The organism is Fusobacterium sp. DD2 (assembly GCF_018205345.1).
Taxonomy (GTDB): domain Bacteria; phylum Fusobacteriota; class Fusobacteriia; order Fusobacteriales; family Fusobacteriaceae; genus Fusobacterium_A.
In genome coordinates this window covers 18457-43355 of sequence record NZ_JADRHM010000013.1, presented here as the reverse complement: position 1 = coordinate 43355, position 24899 = coordinate 18457, and the positions used below count along the sequence as shown (strand labels likewise).

Genomic DNA, 24899 nt, shown 5'->3' with positions numbered 1-24899 from the left:
CCTATTTTTTATCTATCTTAAAAATTATACAATCAAGTTAATTAGACAAAGTAATCCAATAAATATTAATGGAATATTTAACTTAGCAAAATCTCCAGTTACAGCATGTAAAATAATGTAGCTTAAGAATCCTAAGCTTAATCCAATACTGATACTGTATGTCAATGGCATCATAATAATTATGATAAAACATGGGAATAAAGTCTTAAGATCTTTAAAGTCAAGTTCTTTTACATTTTTAAACATATACACTCCAACAAGTACTAATGCTGGTGCAGTTGCATAAGCTGGTACTACTGCAACTATTGGAGAGAAGAATAGAGCAAGTAGGAATAATACTCCTGTTACAACTGATGCAAGTCCTGTTCTTGCTCCAACTGTAACTCCTGCTGCTGATTCAACATATGTTGTAACTGTACTTGTACCTAATACTGAACCAATTATTGTTGAGAATACGTCAGTATATAACATTCTTCCAAATCCTTGGATTTTACCATCTTTATCTACAATTCCCATCTGTCTTGAACAAGAAATCAATGTTCCCAATGTATCAAATAAGTCAACGAACATAAATGAGAATATAGGTCCAATTAATGATAATTTAAAAGCTCCTGTTATATCAAGTTTTCCAGCTATAGGCATAATGCTAGGTGGAAGTGATATAAGTTTTTCAGGAACAGCTATATTACCAGTTATAAAAGCTAAAATTGTAGAAATTATAATACCAATTAAGATTCCACCTTTTACCTGTTTAATCTCAAGTACCACTGCAACTAAAAGACCAACTATTCCTATCATAGCTGTTATATTAATCTTTCCAAGTGATACTAAAGTAGCAGGGTTTGCTTCTATAAGTCCCATACTTTTCAATCCGATAAAAGTGATAAATAGTCCAATACCTCCACCAACTGCTATCTTAAGTGGCATAGGAATAGCATCTGCTATCTTCTCTCTTATTCCTCCTAGTGAAAGAACAAAGAAGAAACATCCAGACATAAATACAATTCCTAAAGCAGTCTGCCAAGGTAGACCTTTACCTAAAACCAATGTAAATGTAAAGAATGCGTTAAGTCCCATTCCTGGAGCCAATGCAAATGGTGCATTTGCCCATACTCCTGATATAATTGTAGCTAATGCAGATGTAAGACAAGTAACTGTGATAAGAGCTCCCTTATCCATTCCAGTAAGTCCTAAAATAGAGGGGTTAACAAAGATTATGTACGACATTGCCAAAAAGGTTGTCACTCCACCTATTATCTCCTGTTTTACTGTGCTGTGTCTCTCAGAGATTTTATAATATCTCTCTAAAAAGGTTGTGTTTTCCATACCTTCCTCCTTTAAAATTATTTATATTTAGTTAACGACTATGTGGTTTACAAAAACTTTTTATACTCTGGTGGTAAAGGTAATTCAATCTTTATTCCATATTTCTCTATATTTAAATAGTGTGAAAAAAGAAACATAGATTTTACTCTGTCATTACCATACTTTGAGTCCCCTACTATAGGATGACCCTTTGATGAAAGCTGCACTCTTAATTGATGCGTTCTTCCACTTTCCAGACTTCCTTCCAGCAAAGTGCAATTTTTACCCCTTTGGATAACTTTAAATCTGCTTACACTTTCCTTTGATCCTGGCTCAAATTTGTCAAGCTCTACTACCCTATCTTCAAGCTTTTTAAGCCAGCTTTTGATTATAAACTCATCTTTGCTTATTATTCCATTCACAAGGATGAAGTATTTTTTTTCTATTTTTCTATCTCTGATTTCCTCTGAGAGTTCTCTAGCAGTAACAAGATTTTTTGCTCCTATCACAAGACCTGATGTGGCCTTGTCTATTCTATTTACAAAGTTGAAATTTGGATTTTTAAGGTATGCTTTAATAAGTTCAGACATTCCATATTCATGGCCGCTTCCCTTATGCATAACCAAATTTTCTTCTTTATTAAAGATAAGTATATTCTTATCCTCATAAACTATGTGTTTTTTTATATAATCAAGCTGTTTTGGAGTTATATTCATAATATCTTCTGTTTGGTCTTTTTTTTCAACATTGAAAAATACCTTTACTACATCTCCAGTCTGCAGTCTGTAATTTTCTTTTGATTTTTTTCCATTGACTTTAATCTTTCCAACTCTTATCCCTTTAAAAATTTCAGTCAGTGCAAGATCTGGAAAATTCTTTCTCAAGTATCTGTCCAATCTTACATTATCATATTCTTTATCTATTGTATATTCCATTTTTCTCCTACTCTCTATATATTCTTACACTCTGAACTATTCCAAGCATTATAAAACTTAGAAGTAAAGATGTTCCTCCATAGCTCATCAAAAGTAAAGGTTTCCCTGTAACAGGCATTATTCCCATTGTCATTCCCACATTTATTACAAAGTGGAAAAAGAAAATAGCTGCTATTCCGTAGCAGATAAGCTTTCCATACTTATCCTCTGTTGTGTCAGCTATATAAAGTATCTGCATAATAAGAAGAAAATATAATACGAAAAGTAAAACTCCTCCTACAAATCCTCTCTCTTCCAAAAATACAGATGCTATAAAGTCTGTATGTGCCTCTGGTAAAAATCTTAATTTACTCTGAGTACTATTTAAAAACCCTTTTCCATAAAGGCCTCCTGAACCAATTGCAATCATAGATTGTGTTACATTCCAACCACTTTTTAGTGGATCAGATTCAGGATTTAAAAATGTAAGTATTCTTGTTCTCTGATAATCCTTAAGTAAAAAGAAAAAGGATAGAGGTGCTGATATTGCTCCAACTATTCCCATTGTTATTATCGTTTTCCACTCAAGATTAGCCATAAAAAGTATTACAAAAAATGTAAAACAGATTATTAGAGTTGTTCCTAAGTCTGGTTGTTTAAGTATCAAAAGTAATACTGGTAGGATAAAAAGCCCAGCTGTAAAAAACTTTTTAAATCCTATTGTTCTATCTCTAAAATTTATAGAGATAAAAGCTGAAAGGGTAAGTACTACAATTACTTTACCAACCTCTGAAGGCTGAAGACTTATAGGTCCCAAACTTATCCATCTTTGAGCTCCCAATCTACTGTCTCCAATGACAAGAAGAGCTCCTAAAAATAGTATATTAAATACATATAAAACTTTATAATATTTGAGGTATTTCTTATAGTCTATCATTGAAACTACCATATAGGCAAATATTGATATTCCAGCCCATACTGCCTCTTTATAATGAAATGCCCCAGATTTTGAAATAGTGGCACTATAAATTGTAGTTATACTGATTCCTACAATGAAAAGGGCGTTGAGAATTAGCCAATTATTCATTTTTTTAATACGTTTTAAAATAAGTCTAAACTCTCTATTATGCCTCATAATTACCTCTATTTCCCAGTGTGTCCAAATCCACCTTCTCCTCTTTCTGTTTCATCAAGAGAAGTCACTACTTCAAATTCTATCTGTTCCACTTTATTTAAAACCATCTGTCCGATTCTTTCCTGTGGCTCAATAGTATATTCATCTTTGCTTAGATTGATAAGTATTACCCTTATCTCTCCTCTATAATCTGAATCAATTGTTCCAGTGGCATTTGCCATTGAAATTCCATGTTTTAATGCAAGACCACTTCTGGGTCTTACCTGAATCTCATATCCTTCAGGAATTGATACTTTTATCCCTGTAGGAACCAGTTTTCTTTCCAATGAACCTAAAGTAATTGGTTCAGTGATATTAGCTCTGATATCCATTCCAGCTGACCCTTCAGTTTCATATTTAGGAAGTGTAACTCCTTGTGCTGTAACAACTTTTACTTTAACTTTTTCCATTTCTGCTCTCCTTATTCTACATCTCCTAATATTGTCCAAGAATAATATTTTTCATCAAATATCATTTTGGCAACTTTTTTTATATCTTCTAATGTAATTTTTTCTATTGATTTTATTATCTCTTCTATATCAATTACTCTATCATAAATCATATAAGAGTTGGCCATTCTATTCATTCTTCCTTTAGTTCCCTCAAGGCTAAATGTAAGTAGACTTAAAAATTGATTTTTTGATTTTTGAAGTTCATAAGCTGTAATTCCATTTTCTTTAATATCTAAAAGCTCTTTCTCTATAATCTCCAAAACTTCCTTATAGCTATCTTTTGTAGTTCCTGCATATACAGTGAATATTCCATCCTCTATAAATGCACTTGAATATGTGTACACAGCGTAAGCAAGTCCTCTTTCCTCTCTAATTTTTTGGAAAAGTCTTGAACTCATATTTCCACCTAGTACACTTGAAATTATAGCTGCAGGATATTTTAAATCATCTATAAGACCTACACCTTTACTGTTAAAGCAAAGATGTACCTGATTAGTATCTCTTTTTATTCTATTTTCTCCAGAATTAATTGTATATGTATTATCTATATTTCTTCTATTTTCGTGATCTTTTATACTTCCAAAACCTTTTTCAAGCATATCAAATATCTTATCTGAATCAAATTTTCCAGCTAATGATATAACCATATTTGATGCTCTGTACTGATCTTTATAATAGTTTAAAAACATATCTCTATCAATTGCTTTTACACTTTCAACAGTTCCAGATACACTATTTGACTGTGGTCCTGTAAGAGCAAATTTTAAGTTGTCCTCATGAACTACCTCTTCTGGAATATCATCATACATTCTTATCTCTTCAATTATGACATTTCTTTCACGTTCAAGGTTTTCTTCAGTGAATGTTGAATTTAAAAACATATCAGATAGAATATCTATCCCTTTTTCAACTTTACTTGCAAGCATTTGAATGTAGTAACCAGTGGTATCTCTGCTTGTATAAGCATTGATCATTCCACCTTCATTATCAATCTCTTCTGAAATATCCTTAGCAGATCTTTTTTCAGTTCCTTTAAACATCATATGTTCAATATAGTGAGAAACACCATTTTCTTCTGGGTATTCATCTCTTGCTCCTGTTTTTACAAATACTCCCAAACTTATTGTATCTACACTATCCATTTTATCCATTAGCACTGGTATTCCATTGCTTAACTTTCTAATCTCTATACTCATTTATCTACTCCTAAATTTTAGTATTCCGCCTTATGCAGCAGGTAGAGTCCAACAACTAAAAATAGTATATTTGGAATCCATCCACCTATTAATGGATTTAAAAATCCATTTGAAGTAAAAGCCTCAAATGTTGCTTTTACTATATAGTAACCATAACCTAAAAGTACACAAACTCCTAAACTTACTGCTGATGTACCTCTTACATATCTTCCACCAAGTGCAAGACCTAAGAATGATATTATAAAACTTGCAAAAGGAAAAGAGTATCTATTTCCAAGTTCTACCATAAGTTCTCTCGTATCTCCCCCTACACTTGTAAGATCTCTAATTGTCTGTTTAAGCTCTTTTATTGTAAGAGTTCTAGGTTCTACTGATGATGTAATAAAATGATCTGGATTATCACTGTACTTACTATCAGCAAAATATTCCATTGTTTCAGGCTTTTTATTTTCATCACCATAAGTTATATTTACATCTTTTAACATCCACATTTTTTTACTGAAATTATATCTTGCATCTGGTGCTGCAATTATTCTTTCTATCTTTGTAAAATCATCATTTAAATCTATTATTTCAACATTTTCTGCAAATCCAGTTTTTCTATTTAACTTGGACATAAGATAAACATAATTTGCATTTTCTCCTCTTAAAAAGGCATTTCTCTTTTCAATAGGAGCCTCCCTTGTACTTACCTCACCACGTCTTAAATCCTTATTCATCTTTTGACTCTTAGGATATAGGCTGTCATTTACAAAAAATACAATTCCTGAAATCACTATTGATAAGATAATAGGACATATAACTATTCTTTTAAAACTTATTCCTGAAGTTTTTAAAGAGATAATCTCCAGATTTGAAGCCATAACGCTTACTGTCATCATACAACCAAGAAGTACAGCAAGTGGTGCCACATCTATAAATATTCTTGGAAGCATAGTTATAATATAAAGTACAGCATCATGTGATGTAAATCTTCCATCACTTAGATACTTTACTACTCTGAATAACTGACTTACAATAAATATCCCCATAAATGCAATAAGACTTAGCAAAAATGATTTTATAAAATTTTTACTTATATATCTATCTAATATCTTCATTATATCACCTTTGCTTTCTTTTTATACATTATAATTGTTAGAATCAAAAGTACAATATCTGGTGTCCATATTCCAATAAACACAGGAATAAGACCTCTAGATGACATGACCATACCAATATTCAGACAGGTTATATAAGAAAAAATAACAATAAGACTCAATGCAAAATTTGCTCCCTTTCCACTTCTATGGTGTCCTATTGAAAGAAATACACCAAGTAAAGAAAGCATAATTGTGGCTAAAGGCACTGCTAACTTTTTATTTATCTCTATTTTAAATGGAAGTTTTTCAGGTCCATTTTTTTCTCTCATCTCTTTAAATAGAGTTTTTATACTCATTGCTTCTATATCTTTAACTTTTAAATTCATCTCACTGAAATAAGCAGCTAAAGGAATCTTCTTCTCATCAAATTCTCCAGTCAATACCACTTTTCCCTTATCGTTAAAGTTATAAAATTTTGAATCCTTTAAAACCATTGATGAATCTTTCCAATATGCTTCACTTCCAGAAATTACTGTTGGGAATTTTTTATCACTGTTCTTCTGGAATATCAAAACTCCATGAGCAACCTTATCTTTTCCAACAAGCCTATCTATATAGAGACTGTACTGCTCAACCTCATCTATAAAAGTTCTCTCTTTTAATTGAAACACTGGATTTTCATAAGCTATTTTAGCTGTTAAATACTGCAATTTTGATACAGATCTCGGTATTATACTTTCCTGAAGGAAAAATATAAAAGCTGTTGTCAGAATAGCTGCCTTTAAAACTGGTCTAACTATATCTTTAAGTGACATTCCAACAGCACTCATTGCAGTAGCTTCACTTGTTCTTGTAAATTTTGAAAAAGTAAGCATTATTCCCAGAAACATTCCCATAGGTATAGTCTGAGAAAGTATCGGCGGTAGATAAAAAGACAAAATCCTAGTAACATCTATTATTGAAATTCCTTTTACTATTATATTCTCCATCATAGCTACAATTATATCTATCAGGAAAATAAATGTAAAAAGAGAAACTCCAAATATTACTGGCATCTTAATCTCATTTAAAATATATCTGTCTATTATTTTCATCATACTCTCCTAAAACAGCTTATTTATATATCTGTCTACCAATTTACCATTTTTTATGCTATTTATCTTATCTTTAAATTCCTTTGGCATATACTCTTCAACCTTAGGAACAACTTTTAAAAATATGTCTGTAGAACGACTTCCTGTGCTGTATTTTTCAAGTCCATTAAATTTATCCACTGCGAAGTCAAAAATAAATATAATTATCATTGCGATAATTAACCCTTTCATTGCACCTAATATTGCCCCTAAAGCTCTAATTACAAGACCTTTGCTCTGATGCAACATGATATTTCTGAAATAATATAAAAATATTCCTACAACAATATAAACTGCCCAGAAAATAATTATATAAATTATAAAGTAGTTATCAGTTCCACCTTTTAAGTTTAAGAAATTAATAACATATGGTGTTAAATATTTTGCTATAAGAAAGTTGATAATCAATCCAAAAACTGATAGAAATTCAACGAAAAGTCCATTTCTAAGCCCATCTAATATTGATAATATCAATACCACTAACACAACAATATCTAAGTACATAGCACAACCCCTTTTATTAGTTATTGATTATTTTTACCCATAAAGCCTTCAAATATAATGTTTCTGGTATATGTAAAACCCATGGGTGATCTTCTGGTTGATAATTTATTCCAATTACCTGTAGAAGTTTTCCATTTTTTGATGCAGCCATTCTTGTAACCTCTAAAAGATCTTGAAGTGATATATGATATGCACATGTTATTACTCCAAGTATTCCTCCATCTTCAAGAAGTTGGAAACTATCATTACATAAATCATAAAAGAAATCTCTACCCTTACGGATATCAGCCTTTCTCTTAATTAATGAAGGTGGATCAAGTGTTATTACATCATACTTCTCTCCTCTTCCAATAAGAGTCTTAAGAAGCATAAATGCATCTCCTTCCATAGTTGTAAAATTCCCTCTAAATTCATTTAATCTATAGTTTTCATGGCATAGTTCCAGAGCATGAGGCTCTTTGTCTATTGCTACAACTTTTTGACAATTTTCTTTTAAGGCAGCTACTGAAAATCCACCACTACTTGAAAATACATCAAGAAATCTTGTATTTGTATTAAGATATTTTCTTATAAACTTTCTTGAATCTCTCTGGTCTAAGAAAAATCCTGTTTTTTGACCATCTATAATATCTATACCATATTTTAGACCATTATCTTCCATAGTTACTCTTTCAGGTATCTCACCAAAAATAACTCCTGTTTTTTGTTCTACTCCCTCTAAGGTTCTATTTTCGACGTCACTTCTTTCATAGATTCCCTTTGGTTTCATTACTTTTTTTATAGCATTTATTATTTCCTGTCTAAATTTTTCTACACCTGAATTTCTAAATTGAACAGCAACATATTTATCGAAATAATCTATTATCAGCCCTGGAATTCCATCAGCTTCAGAGAAAAATGCTCTTACACAATTTGTCTCTTTAAATAGGTGCTCTCTCTTTTCATATGCTCTTTTAATCTTTTCTAAAAAGAATTTTTTATCTATCTTTTCATCAGTTGTAGTAAGTACTCTTACATAAGCAGATGTTGAATCTGTAACATATCCTGTTCCAACTACTTCCATATCTGCTGTACATACATCAACTATATCTCCATTTTCAATTTTACCCATTGTTGAAGCTACATCATCTTTAAATACATTTGGGTAAAAATTTCTAATCTTACTGTCTTTTCCCTTTTTTAAAATTACGCTTGCCATCATCTCTCCTTATCTGTCTATCAAATAGGGTTTCCCATTTTTTCTATACACTCTATAAACTCTTCTTCCTATTCCTGTAACAAGGTCACAAGAACATTTGTGATCAATTGTCATATCTCTTATTATATCATCTCTTAGAACTATAACTTCATCACCAAGAGCTATCTTATCCTTTATTGTGTCTGGAATTTTTGCCATACACATATCCATACATATCTCTCCAATTAATGGACATTTTTCTCCAGCTATTATAACGTAACTTTTTCCTGTGAAATCCTTTTTTATTCCATCAGCATATCCCATACCAATTACCACATATGTCTCTCCTGAATGAACAAAACCCTGTCTTCCATAAGATACATAAGTATCATGAGTTGGTTTTTTTATAGCAAGAATTTTGGTTTTTACAGTAAAAACTCTTTTTAATCCTTCTACTATATGAGAACCAATCATTCCATACATACATATTCCTGCTCTCACTAAGTTACCAGTATAACCTTTATTAAATCTAAATATTCCTCCACTATTTAATATATGGATATATTTTACTCTGTCCTTATATTTTTCAAAAATAGAAAATTTAGAAATCTGATCAAAGGTATACTTATCAGCAGCATCATTAAAACCATCAGCATCAGAAAGATGTGAATAGATACCCATTATATTGATACCATTAGTCAGACAGTAATTGACAACCTTTTCTCCTTCCCAAGGTTCAAATCCCAATCTTCCCATACCTGTATCAACTTTAATATGTATTCCTACATTTAATTTTTTATCTTCTAAAAATTTTATCTGTTCCCAGTTTCCAACTGTTATCTGAATGTTATTACGAGCAGCCTGTTCTATCTCATCATCTAAAAGTATCCCAAGTACAAGAATCTCACCTTTAAAACCAGCCTCTCTCAGTTCTAAAGCCTCATCAAGACAGGCAACAGCAAATAGTTTTACTCCATTTTTTTCAAACTCTCTTACAACTTCTATACTCCCAAAGCCATAACTATTGGCTTTTACTACTGCCATTACATCCATTCCCTGAACTTGTTTTTTTATTTGATTGATATTAAAAACTAAGTTGTCCATTTCTATTTCTACCCAAGCTCTCATTTTAACCTCTTTCCAAACTAGTAATATGCAAGTGCCTATAAAAGCTATAGACACTTGCTATATTTCCATTATATATCAATTTCCAAGTTTATACTAATATTTTCTCTTTTCTTTCTTTTGTTTCTTCTTTTTTAAGTATCGCTTCAAGACCACTATTGTTTTTGTTGTTCTTATCTAAAAGATAAACAATAGGTGTTGCAATAAATACTGAACTATATGTTCCTGCAAGTATTCCAACTAGAAGAGTAACTATAAATGTTCTTAAGCTGTCTCCTCCAAATATTAGAATAGCTATAATAGCAAAAAGTGTAGTAACTGATGTATTTATTGATCTTATCATAACCTGGTTGATACTCTTATTTAGACATTCAACAAAAGTCATTTTCTTCTTAGTTTTTCTTCTTATATTCTCTCTTATTCTATCAAATACAACAATTGTATCGTTGATTGAATATCCAAGAATAGTTAATATAGCTGCAATAAATGGCGTATCAACTTCATAATTTAAAAGTGAGATTACTCCTACTGCAATAATAAGGTCGTGAATTAATGCTGTAATAGCTCCTATTGAGAATACAAACTCAAATCTTATTGTGATATATACAACAATTAAAACTGCCCCTATAAGTAGTGAGTATATTGCAGAACTTTTAAGTTCTTTACCAATACTTGCTCCAACTTTTTCTATTTTATTAATATCATAAGTTCCTAATTTTGATAAATCTTCAAGAACTTCATTTTTTTGATTTTCAGTAAGTTCCTGTGTTCTTATGATTACTGTTGTTCCTTCTGATACTTGAACTTTTCTACTGTTAGCACTTAACTGATGAATATTTTTAGCAGCTTCATCAAGCACTTCGTTAATAGCCGAAAGTTCAACAGGTTTTTCATATTTTATCTGCATAAGGTTTCCACCTGAAAAGTCTATTCCATAGTTAAGACCTTTTGTGAAGATAATTGCAAGAGATAGAATTACCAATACTGCAGATAAACCTAAAAATTTCTTAGAATTTTCTATAACTGCTATTTGCATATTTCTCTCTCCTTTACCCCGAAAAACTTTGGATTTTTAAGTCTAAATGTAATTACAAATACCTGTAATAATATTTTTGTAATTGTAATTGCTGTAAACATAGATGCCAGTGTACCTATTGTTAATGTTACAGCAAATCCTTTTACAGGTCCTGTACCAAATGTAAATAAAATAGTAGTAATAATAAGGGTTGTAAGGTTTGAGTCAAAAATTGCTACGAAACCTTTGCTGAAACCTGTTCCAATACTGTTAAGTACTGTATTTCCAAGTCTTAATTCCTCTTTTATTCTTTCAAATATAATTACATTGGCGTCAACTGCCATACCAGCTGATAGTATCAATCCTGCAATTCCAGGAAGTGTCAATGTAGCATCTATAAACTTAAGTGCTCCAAATGTAATAAGAGCAAAGATAACTAAAGCTATATCTGCAACAATTCCAGGAAGTTTATAGAATATTAACATAAATATACCTATAAGTCCCATTGCAAGAACTCCTGCATGTCTACTTTGTGCTATTGATTCATCTCCAAGAGATGCTCCAACTGTTCTTGTTTCAACTATTTCTGCCTTTACAGGTAATGCCCCTGCATTTAAAAGTGTAGCTGTAGCCTTTGCCTCTTCAACAGTATAGTTACCAGTTATAACTCCACTTCCACTTGGAATTTCTGAATTTATCATAGGTGCTGTTTGTACTGTACCATCAAGAGTGATAGCAAGTTTCTTACCTATGTTATTTCTTGTAATCTCAGCAAACTTAACAGCTCCCTGTTGGTTCATTTCAAATTGAATTTGAGGTCTTCCAAGATTATCATATGAAACATCAGCTTTTTTAAGTGCTCCACCTGTTAATAATGTAGGTCCTAAAGAACCATCTGGATTTTCAATTCTGAATTCCAATAAAGCTGTTTTACCAATCATTTTAATTGCATCTTCTGTGTTGCTTACTCCTGGTAATTCTATGATAACTCTGTTATCTCCAGCTTTTTGTACAACTGACTCAGCAACTCCCAGTCCATTAATTCTTCTGTCAAGTACTTCAATCAGTCTGTCCATAGCCTGTGCATCAAGTTTTACGCCTTGGTCTGGCACAGCCTCTAACACAACATACACTCCACCTTTAAGGTCTAGTCCTAGTTTAGTAGGCTTTGCAAAACTTAGCCATGCTGCACCACAAACTATTGCTATAACAAGGAGTAATTTCATCATTAGTTTTGAACTCATTTTCCCCTCCAACTTTCCTATCTTTTTCTTTCAAGAAAACTCTGAAGTATCAAAGCTGCTGCCACTTTATCAACAACTTTTCTCTTTTCTAAAGCTCCCTTTCTGTTTGTTTCATTTAAGATTCTATCTGCTGAAACTGTAGTTAATCTTTCATCCACCTCATAGATTTCAAGATTATCAATACTATTTTTCAGTTTCTCAATAAACTCTCTCACTTTTTCAGCCTGTCTTTTTTCTGTCCCATCCAGACTTTTAGGAATACCAATAACCAGTGCATTGGTATTTTGCTCTTTCAATATCTCTTCTATTCTTTCAACTGCCTTAGTTTTTCTTCTGTCAATAACTTCCAGGGGTGTGGCTATAATCCCCATAATATCAGATTTAGCCACTCCTATTCTTACGTCACCAACATCTAAGGCTACGTATTTTTTATACATTTCCACCCCTTACAATTATAATAAAGTTTTCAATGTTTCTTTAGCTTTAGCCACAGCTTCTCCAACTTTACTTGCATCTTTTCCTCCAGCTTGAGCGAAATCTGGTCTTCCTCCACCATTTCCACCAGCTATTTGAGCAGCTTCTTTTACTAAAACTCCAGCTTTTACTTTACCTGTAAGATCTTTTGTTACTCCAACAGCAAATATAGCTTTGTCTTCTCCAGAACCAAGGATAACTACACAGCTTCCAAGTTTTTCCTTTAAAGAGTCAACCATTTGTCTTAATTCTTCAGCTGTTTTATCTTTAAATGTCTTAGCAACAACTTTTACTCCATTTATCTCTTCAGCATCTTCATTTAATGATTTTGCTTCAAATGAAGTTAGTTTAGCTTTTAATGCTTCTATCTCTTTATTATTTTCTCTTAGAGTTTCATTTAATTTTTCTACTCTTTCAACTACTGCAGATGTATCTGCTTTAACTGTTTTTGCTATTGCTTTTAGATTGTTTTCCATTTTCTTAACAAATCTGTAAGCTTCTTTTCCAGTTACTGCTTCAATTCTTCTTACTCCAGCAGCAATTCCGCTTTCACTTTCTATTTTGAATAGTCCAATTTTTCCAATATTATCAATATGAGTTCCTCCACAAAGTTCAATTGAGAAATCTCCAACTTTAACTACTCTTACAACAGAACCATATTTGTCTCCAAATAGTGCCATTGCTCCCTCTTTTTTAGCTTCATCCATGCTCATATTTCTAATATCTACTTCTAAAGCTTCAGCAATTTTTTCATTTACTAAATCTTCTACTCTATCTAATTCTTCCTCAGTCATTGCTTCATAATGGTTGAAGTCAAATCTTAATCTTTGAGCATTTACATAAGATCCTGCTTGTTGAACGTGATCTCCTAATACCTCTCTTAAAGCTTTGTGTAATAAGTGAGTAGCAGTATGGTTTTTAGTCATAGCAGCTCTTACTTCTGCATCTATTTCAAGAGTATATTCCTGTCCTTCTACAGCCTCTCCTTTTACTACTTCAACTGTATGTGTAAATATTCCTTTTTGTTTTTGAACATCTACTACTCTTCCTTCAAATCCATTTCCAATAATTGTTCCATGGTCAGAAGTTTGTCCTCCTGATTCAGCATAGAATGGAGTTCTATCAAATATAAGAAGTTTCTTACCATCTTTTCCATCTCTTACATTTAGAAGTGTAGCTTTTTCTTTAAATGACTCATATCCAACAAATTCAGTAGTTCCATGTTTGTCATAGAAATCTTCAATAAAGCTGTCTTGTCCTTTTTCCATTACAACTTCTCTAGCCGATCTTGCTTTTTCTTTTTGCTCTTCCATTTTAGCTTCAAACTCTTCTTTAGATACTTTTACTCCATTTTCTTCACAGATTTCTTCTGTTAATTCATATGGGAATCCATAAGTATCATATAATTTGAATGTTACTTCTCCAGAAAGATGATTTTTTCCTTCTCCTTTAGCCTTTTCAATCTCTTGATTTACAAGTTGAATTCCTTGGTCTAGAGTTTTAGAGAATTTTTCTTCTTCTATTTTTACAACTTTTTTGATGTGCTCTATATTTTTCTTAAGATCTGGGTAAGCATCTCCCATCATTGCAACAACCTTATCTACCATTTTAAATAGGAATAGTTCTGATTGTCCTAATAATCTTCCATGTCTTACTGCTCTTCTTAAGATTCTTCTTAAAACATATCCTCTTCCTTCATTTGATGGAATAACTCCGTCATTGATTAGGAAAGTTACTGCTCTTGAGTGGTCAGTTATAACTTTTAATGAGAAGTTAGTCTCTTTATTTTTTCCATATGTAGAGTTAGTTAGTCTTCCTGCTTCTTCTACAAGTGGGAATAATAGATCTGTTTCAAAGTTATTTGATTTTCCTTGAACCATTGCAGCTATTCTTTCAAGTCCAGCTCCTGTATCTATATTTTTCTTAGGAAGTGGTTCTAATGATCCATCTTCTTTTCTGTTCCATTCTGTAAATACAAGGTTCCAGATTTCGATGAAACGGTTATCTGTTCCTTCATCACCAAGTTTTGAATTTTCGTCTCCACCATAGCTAGGTCCTAAGTCTACGTGAATTTCTGAACATGGTCCGCATGATCCTGTAGGTCCTGCAGCCCACCAGTTTTCATCTTCTCCAAGTCTTACTATTCTTTCTTTAGGAAAATTGCATTTTTCTATCCATATTTTTTCAGCTTCGTCGTCAGTTGTAAATACAGATACCCATAACTTATCTTTGTCAAGTTTTAATACTTCAGTTACGAATTCCCATGACCATTGGATAGCTTCCTCTTTAAAGTAATCTCCAAATGAGAAGTTTCCAAGCATTTCAAAGAATGTATGGTGTCTAGCTGTTCTTCCAACATTCTCAAGGTCATTTGTTCTTATACATTTTTGGTAAGTTGTTACTCTAGGATATGGCGCCTCTTTTTGTCCTAAGAAGTATGGTTTAAATGGTACCATTCCAGCTACTGTTAATAATAAAGTAGGGTCATCTGGAATAAGAGATGCACTTTCAAAATGTTTGTGACTTTTGTTTTTAAAGAATTCTATAAATTCTTTTCTGATTTGATTTCCTGTTAACATAGTTCCTCCAGTTTATTTATACATTTTAAATTTTTAATATTTATCTTAATCAAGTTTAAATTTTTCTCCCAGGTAAATTTTTCTTGCTGTTTCATTTTCAGCTATTTCCTGAGGTGTTCCACTGATTAATACCTTTCCGTTAGCCATTATATAGGCTTTTTCTGTTATTCTAAGAGTTTCTCTTACACTGTGGTCAGTAATTAATATTCCTAAACCTTTTTCTTTAAGATATCTTATAATCTGTTGAATATCCTCTACTGCAATAGGGTCAACTCCTGCAAAAGGTTCGTCCAGAAGAATAAAACTTGGATTATTAGCTATAGTTCTTGCTATCTCAACTCTTCTTCTCTCTCCTCCTGAAAGTGAATAACCTAATGACTTTCTCACATGAGTAAGTTTAAACTCTTCCATAAGTCTATCTATAACGTCCTGTTGAGCTTTTTTTTCTATTTTTTTCATTTCTAAAACAGCAGCTATATTCTCCTCAACAGTTAGATTTCTAAATATTGATGGTTCCTGTGCCAAATATCCAATTCCCATATTTGCCCTTTTATACATTGGGTAGTCAGTTACCTCTATATTATCACAGAATACCTGACCGCTATTTGGTTGGATTATCCCTGTTATCATGTAAAAAGTTGTAGTCTTTCCCGCGCCGTTAGGTCCTAAAAGACCAACGATTTCACCTTTATTTACTTCAAGGCTCACATTGTCAACTACTCTTCTCTTTTTATAACTTTTACAAAGATTTTGGGCTGATAAATTTATCATATATATCTCCTTTTTAAAAGTTTATTTCTTATAGTCCACATAAACATTTCCCAAGGCTTTTATCTTCTTGGTATTCATGTTATATATTCCTTTATCTGCCTGTACAGTTGAATCGTTATTTTCTATTTCAACGTGTCCAGTAAATTCAAGGGTATTATCCTTTTTATTTATAATTCCTCTATCTGCAGTAATCTTAGTAAGTCCACGCTCTTTATTCATATTGTCCACTTTTACATTTCCAATAAGAGTAGCTATATCTTTTTGACTGTCAAGTTCAGCTGCATCAGAAGTAATTATTGTCTTACCATTTTTAGGATCATCAATTACAAGTTTTGTATTATCTCTTGAGAATACAAGATTTCTTTCAGGATCCACCTCAATATAATCAGAGTAAAGTGTTTTTTCATTTTGCACAAATACTGCATTTTCTCTCACTTCACTTCTTAAAAGCTCGTATTTTTTATCATGCTTGAAGTATAATCTTGCATAATCTCCTTTGAAGTTTGTAACCTCACCATTATTAGATATGTGTCCATTTATATTTCCACTAAAATCTAAAACAAGATCATTTAGATTTCCATCAACTCTATCAGAAACAAATCTATCTCCAGTTTTAGAGGTTATAACAGATTTTTCTCCATGTAAAATTCCTGTCTTATTGTTAAATGTTCCATTAACTCCTTCAAAAGTAAAATCCTTATAGTTAATTGTATATTCCCCTATAAGTTTTATAGTTTCACTTTCTGGATAATACTCAATATTTTCTCCTCTTACAATAGATTCAGGACTTTCCATAACAACATTTCCAGTAAATAGAACTCTATTTTCTTTTGTATAATAATAGATATTTTTACTCTTTACTTTACTATTTTCATTTACTCCATCAAAAATCTTTCCATGAAAATAGTTTTTATCAGTTGAATAGATACCATTTTTTGTTGTTCCAGATGTCTTTCCATCTTTACTTGCAAAAGATATCATTTCAGGAATATAGATTTTTTTATCATCAAAGTTATATTTTCCCTCTTGAGATTTTGCAGTAAACTTATCTGTTTCCATATTAAGATTTCCTGATATATCAATATACTTTCCATTTTGGAATGTAAAATTGTTCCCTTTTATTAGCATATTATCTTTAGGATTTTCAATTTCAATTTTACTATTGAATTTACCAAAGCCTGTCTTACTATTATACTCCAAATCTCTTCCATGGGCTATATAGTTTTTTCCCTCTACAATTACTTCTCCCTTACTTACAAAATCATTTGTATTTTCATTGTAGTTGGCATCTTTACCTCTAAAGATACTTCCATCTTTAAGATAAGTAACTTTATATTTTTCAGGTATGATTGCAATTTTTTCTGCACCTTTATACTGAATTTTCTCACTTGAAAGAGCATAAGTTGTATTTTCAATATATCCATTCCCAGTTACAGAACTGTCCTTAGTTGTCATATTATGAAGAATAGTGTCACCTTTAACTCTCTCTTTTTTTATTTTATCATAGATATATCCCTTTGTCAGTTTTATATCCTTTGAGATATCGTTATAGTAAAGATTTTGTCCTTCACTTTCATATTTTTTTCCTTTAAATGTATAGTGACCATCTGTAGCCAGTTCTTTAGTATTAAAATTATATGTAAACTCTCTTGTTACAAGTTCTCCGTCTACATTTGAATATTTTACTCCATCAGATTTTGTAACTATCATAACCTTTGTATTTGTATCATATACAAGTTTATCTGCCACTAAAAGCTCTCCAGTTTTAGATTTACCACGTATATTTCCAAATATCTCAAGTATTTTAGTATCTGTATTGTATCTTCCAGAATCAGCTACAAAACTATATTCATCATTTTTACCTACAAGTTTTCCATTGAGATTTAAAATATTACTGTTAGGTTTTTTATCAATACTTTGAAGGTCTACTACAAAGCCATTTGCCTCAAGTTGAACATTTTTAGTTATTCTTAAAGCCTCTGTATCCTCTTTAAAGTAAAGTGATTCAGCTGAAAGTTTTACATCTTTATATGTGATATCATAAGGTTCCCATGCTTCCAAAATCTTATCCTGCATATTATATTTCAGATGTTTAAAATGTCCACCTAAAAGACCTTCATCTTTTCCACGACCTTCAAGGGTGATATTATCTGCAAGATTTACTATTTTTGTAGCATCTGTATAGTCTCCTCTATCTCCCTTTAAAGCTAAATTTCTATTTTCTAAAACAACATCTTTTTCAAGATTTATATAGCTCATCTTTGAGTCAGTAGTAAAGTTTTGTCCAGATATTTTTATTCCTCTTGCTTCATTTTCAGCAGTAACACCAGTATCAGAGGTAACTTTGTCCTCTAATTTGTTATAGTTTGCTGTTTCAGCACTAAATCTCCAACCATTAGGACTTACTCCAAGAATATTGTGTTTAAGTGCAAGGTTTCTAACTTTGTCTATAAAGACATTGTCTCCACTTAAAAGCATATCATTTACTTTTGCCTGTGCCTTTTCAAATCCTGTTTCTTTCTCTTTTACATAGTCCTTTTGTTTTTCAGCTTCAACAACATAGTCATCATTTTTATAAGTTACATTTGTAGTTTCGATAACTTGCTGTGTATTGTCAAGTTTTTCATCGTCGCCAAAATAATTGAAATACCCCAAAATTAACGCTATTATCAAAATAGCAATATAGATTATTTTCTTTTTCATATCTAACTCCCACTCAATATTTTTTTAAGTTCGTTCAACTTCATCAATGCTTCTAATGGTGTCATCTTATCTACATCTGTTTCTGCTAAAACTCTCATAACTATTTTCTGCTCTTTTGTAAGCTCTTTTCCTTTTATATCTTCAGTTTTTGTTTCCTCTTCAGGTTTATCCTCAACATTACAGAATAAAAGAAGCTGTTCTCCTCCAACTTTTTTCTCAATTATCTCTTTTCTCTCTTCAAGTTTTTTTAGAACCTCTTTTGATCTGTCCAATATCTCTTTAGGAAGTCCTGCAAGTCTTGCTACTTCAATTCCATAAGACTTGTCTGCTCCACCTTTTACTATCTCTCTTAAAAAGATTATCTCTTTTTTATCCTCTTTAACTTCTATTCTGAAGTTCTCTGCTTTTTCAAGTCTTGATTCAAGCTGTGTAAGTTCATGATAGTGAGTTGCAAATATTGTCTTTGCTCCTATCTGTTCATGAATATACTCAGTAATTGCTGTGGCTATTGAGATTCCGTCAAATGTCGAAGTTCCTCTTCCAATCTCGTCAAGTATTATAAATGATTTTGAAGTGGCATTATTTACAATATTTGCTACCTCACTCATTTCCAGCATAAAAGTTGATTGCCCTGTTAAAAGGTCATCACTTGCTCCAACTCTTGTAAAAATCTTATCTACCAATCCTATTCTTGCATAGTTTGCTGGTACATATGATCCTATATGAGCCATAATTATAATAAGGGCACTCTGCTTCATATATGTTGATTTACCTGACATATTAGGCCCTGTTAAAATTATAATCTCTCTTTTATCATCAAATACAATATTATTTTTAACAAATTTTCCTGCAGGTATCAGTTTTTCAACAATTGGATGACGTCCTGCAATTATCTCAATCTCATCACCATCATTTACCTCTGGTTGAATATATGAATTTTTGATAGCAATATGAGCAAAGTCAGTGATTACATCAAGATATGATACCTTATATGCTAAATCCTGTAAAACTCCTCTGTGCTTTTTGATCTCTCCACTTAATTCCTTAAATAGATAGTATTCCAGATTTTGAATCTTATCCTTTGCGTTAAGCACTTTTTCCTCATACTCTTTAAGATCTGGAACTATATATCTCTCTGCATTTGTAAGAGTCTGTTTTCTTATATATTCCTCAGGAACTAAATGAGAGTTTGCTTTAGTAACCTCAATAAAATATCCAAAGACCTTATTGAATTTTACTTTAAGTCCCTTTATTCCTGTTCTTTCTCTCTCTCTTGATTCAATTTCTAAAATATAGTTTTTTCCATCTTTTGAGATTCCATGAAGTTCATCTAAATCTTTATTGTATCCACTTCTTATTATTCCACCCTCTCTTATTGAAAATGGTGGTTCATCTACAATAGCCTTCTCTATCATGTTATAGATATCTATTAAAACTTTTACATCAATGTTAAAAATCTCATGTCCATTTAATAGTTTCAATATCTCAAGAGAATTTTTAATTGAGGTCTTAAGAGCTATAAGGTCACGTCCATTTTCTGTTTCCAGGACAAGTTTTCCTATAATTCTCTCAATATCATAGATATCTTTTAACTTCTCTCTTATCTCTTCTCTTAATAGAACATTTTCTATAAAATATCCAACATCTTCCTGTCTTTTCTTTATTTCAGGTATATTTAAAATAGGATTTTTTATGAATTTTTTTAGAAGTCTGCTCCCCATTGAGGTCATGCACTCATCCATAACCCACAAAAGAGTTCCCATTCCACTTTTATCTCTATAGTTATCAATTATATCAAGATTTCTCTGAGTTGTTATATTTAGCTCCATAACCTCATCTTCGTTGATATAACCTATCTTTTCTACTGGTAAATCCTTTCCTTTTTGCAAATCTATTACATAATCAAGAACTGTTGCAGATATTGTAATTGCAAGCTTTTTATCCTTAAGTCCATAACTTTCAAGAGATACCACTTTAAAATAATCTTTTAAGTATTCCTCACATTTTCTTTTTTCAGGAACCTTAGTGAACTTAATATCACTTAGTGAGTTCTGATTTTTAAGCTCCTCAATACAGATGTCATAAGTCTTTTCATCCATAAGTATCTCTTTAGGTGCAACTTTATTTATCTCACCTAAAAGCTTAAAGACTATATCCTCTCCAACTATCTCAGTAGTCTTAAATTCACCTGTTGTAATATCTATAAAGGCGATTCCACCTGCATTATCAGCTACCTTTATTCCCATAAGGTAGTTGTTACTCTTCTCATCTAAAAATTCAGTATCAATTACTGTTCCTGGAGTTATTACTCTAGTTACCTCTCTTTTTACTATCCCTTTTGCTGTCTTAGGATCCTCTACCTGGTCACATATTGCAATTTTATATCCTTTATTTACAAGTTTTGCAATATATGAGGCAACAGAGTGATAAGGAACACCTGCTAGAGGCACATCATAATCTTTTTCTCTATTTCTACTTGTAAGAGTAAGTCCAAGCTCTTTAGATGCTATAACTGCATCATCAAAAAACATCTCATAAAAATCTCCAAGTCTGAAAAAAAGAAGACTGTCCTCATATTCTGATTTTATTCTTCTATACTGCCCCATCAATGGAGTCTCTGCCATTACTACTCAACTCCCTTTTGCTCAATCACACTTTCCTTTAAAATATTTAAAAGAGCTATAATCTCTTCATAGCTATCAGTATGATTTATTTTGTCTTTTATTGGTGCTGAGCCTCTTATTCCTTTTAAATACCAGCACAAATGTTTTCTTAGCTCAAATATAAACGGTCTTTCAGGATGTTCTATCTGAGTCCTTCTAGTATGCTCAATAGCCATATTTATTCTATCAAGCTCTGTTGTAGGTGTAATCACCTTACCATATTGAAAATATTCTCTAATATCTCTTATAAGCCAAGGATTTCCAAATACTCCTCTGGCAAGCATTATTCCGTCAACACCTGAATAATCTACTTTTTCTTTAGCATCTTCAGCTGTAAATATATCTCCATTTCCAATTACAGGAATATTTACACTCTCTTTTACAGCTTTTATAATGCTCCAATCTGCTTTTCCTGTATACATCTGCTCACGTGTACGACCATGTACAGTAATATGTGTACACTTTGTTTCTTCAGCTATTTTAGCTATTTTTATAGGGTCTTTAAACTCTTTATACCCAGCTCTTATCTTTATTGAAAGCCCTGTGTCATCATTTAGAGCACTTCTCACTTCAGAAAGCATAGCTCTTATATGTTCAGGGTTTTCCATAAGGGCTGCCCCATATCCATTATTGACAATTTTTTTCATAGGACATCCAGAGTTAATACCTATATGTTTTACACCTAATTTTTCAACAAATTTTGCACTTTCAACCATTTTAGGGATATCTTTTCCAAAAAGTTGTACAGAGTCCCCCTCTCTAAGTCTCAATACTACATTTAAAGTTTTTTCCATTGCACACTCAAGTGCATTTATACTCACCATCTCTGTAAATATCATATCAGGGTGAAATTCTCTCAGTATTCCTCTGTATGTATAGTCAGTAACTCCAGCCATTGGAGCTATATATATTTTTATCATAAACTATGTTTCCTCCATCTTATATACAAGGTGTTTCAATCTAAAAATTTTACCATATTTATACGTTTTTTTCAATACAGTGAATGAGATTTGGCCATTCTTTCAACATAAAAAGAGATTGATAAGTTCTCTTCCCCTATCAATCTCCATATTGTTATACTCTATAGAAGTCTAGCTGCAATCTCTGCTATTTCAGAACGTTCACCTTTTTTCAAAGTGATATGTCCTACTATTTTTTCATTTTTAAGTCTGTCAGCCATGTATGTAAGGCCATTTGTATTAGCATCAAGATATGGATTGTCAATCTGCTGCGGGTCACCAGTAAATATTATCTTAGTATCCTGTCCAGCTCTTGTTACTATTGTTTTTATTTCAAGAGGAGTCAGGTTTTGAGCTTCGTCAATAATAATAAGTCCCTTAGGAATACTTCTACCTCTTATATAAGTTAGAGGTTCTATCTTTATCATTCCCATACTTTCTAATCCTTCTACTACCTTTTCTCCAGTTCTATCCTCTTTATTTTCACTTAAGAAATCTATATTATCAAATATAGGTTGCATCCATGGTTTCATCTTTTCTTTTTCTGAACCTGGAAGATATCCTAAATCTTTACCCATAGGTATAATAGGTCTTGCAATTAAAATTTTCTTATATCTCTTTCTTTCAACAACAAGTTCAAGTCCACTTGCTATAGCAAGAAGTGTCTTACCAGTTCCAGCTCCTCCTACAAGTGTTACAACTTTTATATTCTCATCCATCAGAAGTTCCATTGCAAATCTCTGCTCATCATTTCTTGCTCTTAATCCCCATGCCTCTGTATCTCCCAAGATAAATTTCTTAATTTTACCCTCTACATATCTTCCTGTAACCATCTGTCCTTCATATCTCATCTTAAAGAAACAGTTTGGTGTAGGTCTAACTCCTACATTTCCAAGACGGCTAAAATCTACCTTTCCACTTTTTACAAAGTCCTCATAGACATCTTTTGTTACTTCTACATCAAAGAATCCATCATATAACTCACTGTAGTCAACTCTATCTGTATTGTAGTCCTCAACTTCCAATCCAAGTGAGTCAGCTTTTATTCTCATATTTATATCTTTACTTACAATTATAACTTTTCTATCAGGATTTTCTTTCTTTATTCCAAGTGTCACTGATATTATATTATTGTCCATTACATCCCTTGAAAGTGCCTTAGGGAGTAAGGATGTATCATTTTTGATTTCAACTTTGAAAAAGATATCATTTGGAAGTTCTACACCTTTGGCAAGACTTCCCTTCTCTCTAATTCCATCTAAAACTCTTGAAACCATTCTAGCTTGAATAGCAGTGTTCTGGTTTCTCTTTAGCTTATCTATCTCTTCCACTACAAATATAGGTAAAATTACATCATTACCTCTGAAATTATAAATACAGCTAGGATCGTGTATCAACACATTGGTATCCAGTACAAATACTTTTCTCATAAAATCAGCCCCTTTAAGTTAGTCTCCCTATAATATATTGTACTAACCTAAAGGGGCTTTTCCTTTATTTATTATTTCTTAAGGCTTCTTTTGATTACTTCCATAGCTGCAAGTGTTCCATCTGCTACAGCTGTAGTAACCTGTCTAACTTTTTGAGATCTTATATCTCCTGCTGCATACATTCCATCTATGTTCATTTTCAAATCTTCATCTGTTATGATATTTCCAAACTCATCAAGTTTTGCAAATTCTCCATACATCTCAGCATTATTTTTAGTTCCAAGATATAGGAATACAAAGTCACTTGCAAAGTTTTTATCTTCACCATCTAATGTTATTGCAAGGTTTTCTACAAATTCACTTCCCTGAATTTCAGAAAGTTTTGCACCTAGATATATCTTTACTTTCTCATTTCCTTTTAAAGCAGTTAAAAGTTCTTCACTGCAGTTAAAAGTTTCTCCAGTAACAAATACTTGAACAGTTTTAGCAAACTTAGTAAGGAAAAGTGATTCCTCAGCAAGTTCATCTCCCTGTCCAATTAGTGAAACTACTCTATTTTTAGTGAAAGCACCATCACAAGTTGCACAGTATGATACTCCTCTTCCTAAAAATTCCTTTTCTCCTTTTATTTTCTTTCCAAAGTTTTTACCAGTTCCAGTTGCAACAATTATATTTTTACATCTGAAATTTCCCTTATCTGTTTTAACAACTTTTTCAACGTCATATGGATCAAATCCAAATAAAGTCGCATCTACAAATTCAGCACCAAATCTTGCAGCCTGTTTTTTCATAAGCTCATTTAATTCAGCTCCTGATATTCCTTCTGGAAATCCTGGATAGTTATCTATTTTATGCGCCATATAAAGGCTTCCCATTTTTTCTTTCTCTACTACTAAAGTTTTTAATCTTGATCTTCCTGCATAGATAGCAGCTGTAAGTCCTGCTGGTCCTCCACCTACTATTACTACGTCATATAATACATCTTTTCCCATATATTTT

At 31.9% G+C, this 24899-nt stretch carries 20 protein-coding genes; all 20 read right to left on the bottom strand.

Annotated features, from left to right (window positions below; genetic code table 11):
- Positions 1-24: 24 nt before the first annotated feature.
- Positions 25-1326: an NCS2 family permease gene (locus tag IX290_RS03505; RefSeq protein WP_211491827.1), complete on the bottom strand. Its 1302-nt coding sequence runs from the start codon at positions 1324-1326 to the stop codon at positions 25-27.
- 47 nt (positions 1327-1373) lie between these two features.
- Entirely contained in the window at positions 1374-2240 is an 867-nt protein-coding gene (locus tag IX290_RS03500; RefSeq protein WP_211491826.1) for an RluA family pseudouridine synthase, read from the bottom strand.
- 7 nt (positions 2241-2247) lie between these two features.
- Complete coding sequence (gene rodA / locus IX290_RS03495) at positions 2248-3354, bottom strand: rod shape-determining protein RodA (RefSeq protein ID WP_211491825.1); 1107 nt, start codon at positions 3352-3354, stop codon at positions 2248-2250.
- A gap of 8 nt (positions 3355-3362) precedes the next feature.
- Positions 3363-3803 (bottom strand): dUTP diphosphatase, encoded by a 441-nt coding sequence (gene dut / locus IX290_RS03490; RefSeq protein ID WP_211491824.1) that lies wholly within the window; start codon positions 3801-3803, stop codon positions 3363-3365.
- 11 nt (positions 3804-3814) lie between these two features.
- Positions 3815-5041 (bottom strand): pitrilysin family protein, encoded by a 1227-nt coding sequence (locus tag IX290_RS03485; protein ID WP_211491823.1) that lies wholly within the window; start codon positions 5039-5041, stop codon positions 3815-3817.
- Between the two features lie 17 nt (positions 5042-5058).
- Positions 5059-6141, bottom strand: a complete 1083-nt coding sequence (locus IX290_RS03480; RefSeq protein ID WP_211491822.1) for an LptF/LptG family permease — start codon at positions 6139-6141, stop codon at positions 5059-5061.
- The gene (locus IX290_RS03475) at positions 6141-7217 is read right to left on the bottom strand and encodes an LptF/LptG family permease (protein WP_211491821.1); all 1077 of its coding nucleotides are present in this window, start codon (positions 7215-7217) and stop codon (positions 6141-6143) included. Before IX290_RS03475 ends, IX290_RS03480 begins: the two co-directional genes overlap by 1 nt.
- A 9-nt stretch (positions 7218-7226) precedes the next feature.
- Positions 7227-7760: a CvpA family protein gene (locus IX290_RS03470; protein ID WP_211491820.1), complete on the bottom strand. Its 534-nt coding sequence runs from the start codon at positions 7758-7760 to the stop codon at positions 7227-7229.
- 16 nt (positions 7761-7776) lie between these two features.
- Positions 7777-8958, bottom strand: a complete 1182-nt coding sequence (locus tag IX290_RS03465) for a class I SAM-dependent rRNA methyltransferase (RefSeq protein WP_211491819.1) — start codon at positions 8956-8958, stop codon at positions 7777-7779.
- Between the two features lie 9 nt (positions 8959-8967).
- Positions 8968-10065 carry an alanine racemase gene (gene alr, locus IX290_RS03460; RefSeq protein ID WP_211491818.1) on the bottom strand — a complete coding sequence of 366 codons (1098 nt, stop codon included), beginning with the start codon at positions 10063-10065 and terminating at the stop codon, positions 8968-8970.
- An 88-nt stretch (positions 10066-10153) separates the two neighbouring features.
- Positions 10154-11098, bottom strand: a complete 945-nt coding sequence (gene secF, locus IX290_RS03455; protein ID WP_211491817.1) for a protein translocase subunit SecF — start codon at positions 11096-11098, stop codon at positions 10154-10156.
- Positions 11089-12321 carry a protein translocase subunit SecD gene (gene secD / locus IX290_RS03450; RefSeq protein ID WP_211491816.1) on the bottom strand — a complete coding sequence of 411 codons (1233 nt, stop codon included), beginning with the start codon at positions 12319-12321 and terminating at the stop codon, positions 11089-11091. Before secD ends, secF begins: the two co-directional genes overlap by 10 nt.
- Positions 12322-12338: 17 nt before the next feature.
- Complete coding sequence (gene ruvX / locus IX290_RS03445) at positions 12339-12758, bottom strand: Holliday junction resolvase RuvX (protein ID WP_211491815.1); 420 nt, start codon at positions 12756-12758, stop codon at positions 12339-12341.
- Between the two features lie 15 nt (positions 12759-12773).
- Complete coding sequence (gene alaS, locus IX290_RS03440; RefSeq protein WP_211491814.1) at positions 12774-15374, bottom strand: alanine--tRNA ligase; 2601 nt, start codon at positions 15372-15374, stop codon at positions 12774-12776.
- Positions 15375-15419: 45 nt separating this feature from the next.
- Entirely contained in the window at positions 15420-16145 is a 726-nt protein-coding gene (gene lptB / locus IX290_RS03435) for an LPS export ABC transporter ATP-binding protein (protein ID WP_211491813.1), read from the bottom strand.
- A 21-nt stretch (positions 16146-16166) separates the two neighbouring features.
- A complete protein-coding gene (lptC, locus tag IX290_RS03430) occupies positions 16167-18848 on the bottom strand; it encodes an LPS export ABC transporter periplasmic protein LptC (RefSeq protein ID WP_211491812.1) in 2682 nt (893 codons plus the stop codon).
- A gap of 2 nt (positions 18849-18850) precedes the next feature.
- Positions 18851-21472, bottom strand: coding sequence for a DNA mismatch repair protein MutS (mutS, locus tag IX290_RS03425; protein ID WP_211491811.1), 2622 nt, complete (start codon positions 21470-21472; stop codon positions 18851-18853).
- 2 nt (positions 21473-21474) lie between these two features.
- Complete coding sequence (locus IX290_RS03420) at positions 21475-22431, bottom strand: tRNA-dihydrouridine synthase family protein (protein ID WP_211491810.1); 957 nt, start codon at positions 22429-22431, stop codon at positions 21475-21477.
- Between the two features lie 161 nt (positions 22432-22592).
- The gene (locus IX290_RS03415; protein WP_211491809.1) at positions 22593-23900 is read right to left on the bottom strand and encodes a PhoH family protein; all 1308 of its coding nucleotides are present in this window, start codon (positions 23898-23900) and stop codon (positions 22593-22595) included.
- A gap of 71 nt (positions 23901-23971) precedes the next feature.
- The gene (locus IX290_RS03410) at positions 23972-24892 is read right to left on the bottom strand and encodes an FAD-dependent oxidoreductase (protein WP_211491808.1); all 921 of its coding nucleotides are present in this window, start codon (positions 24890-24892) and stop codon (positions 23972-23974) included.
- Positions 24893-24899 lie beyond the last annotated feature (7 nt).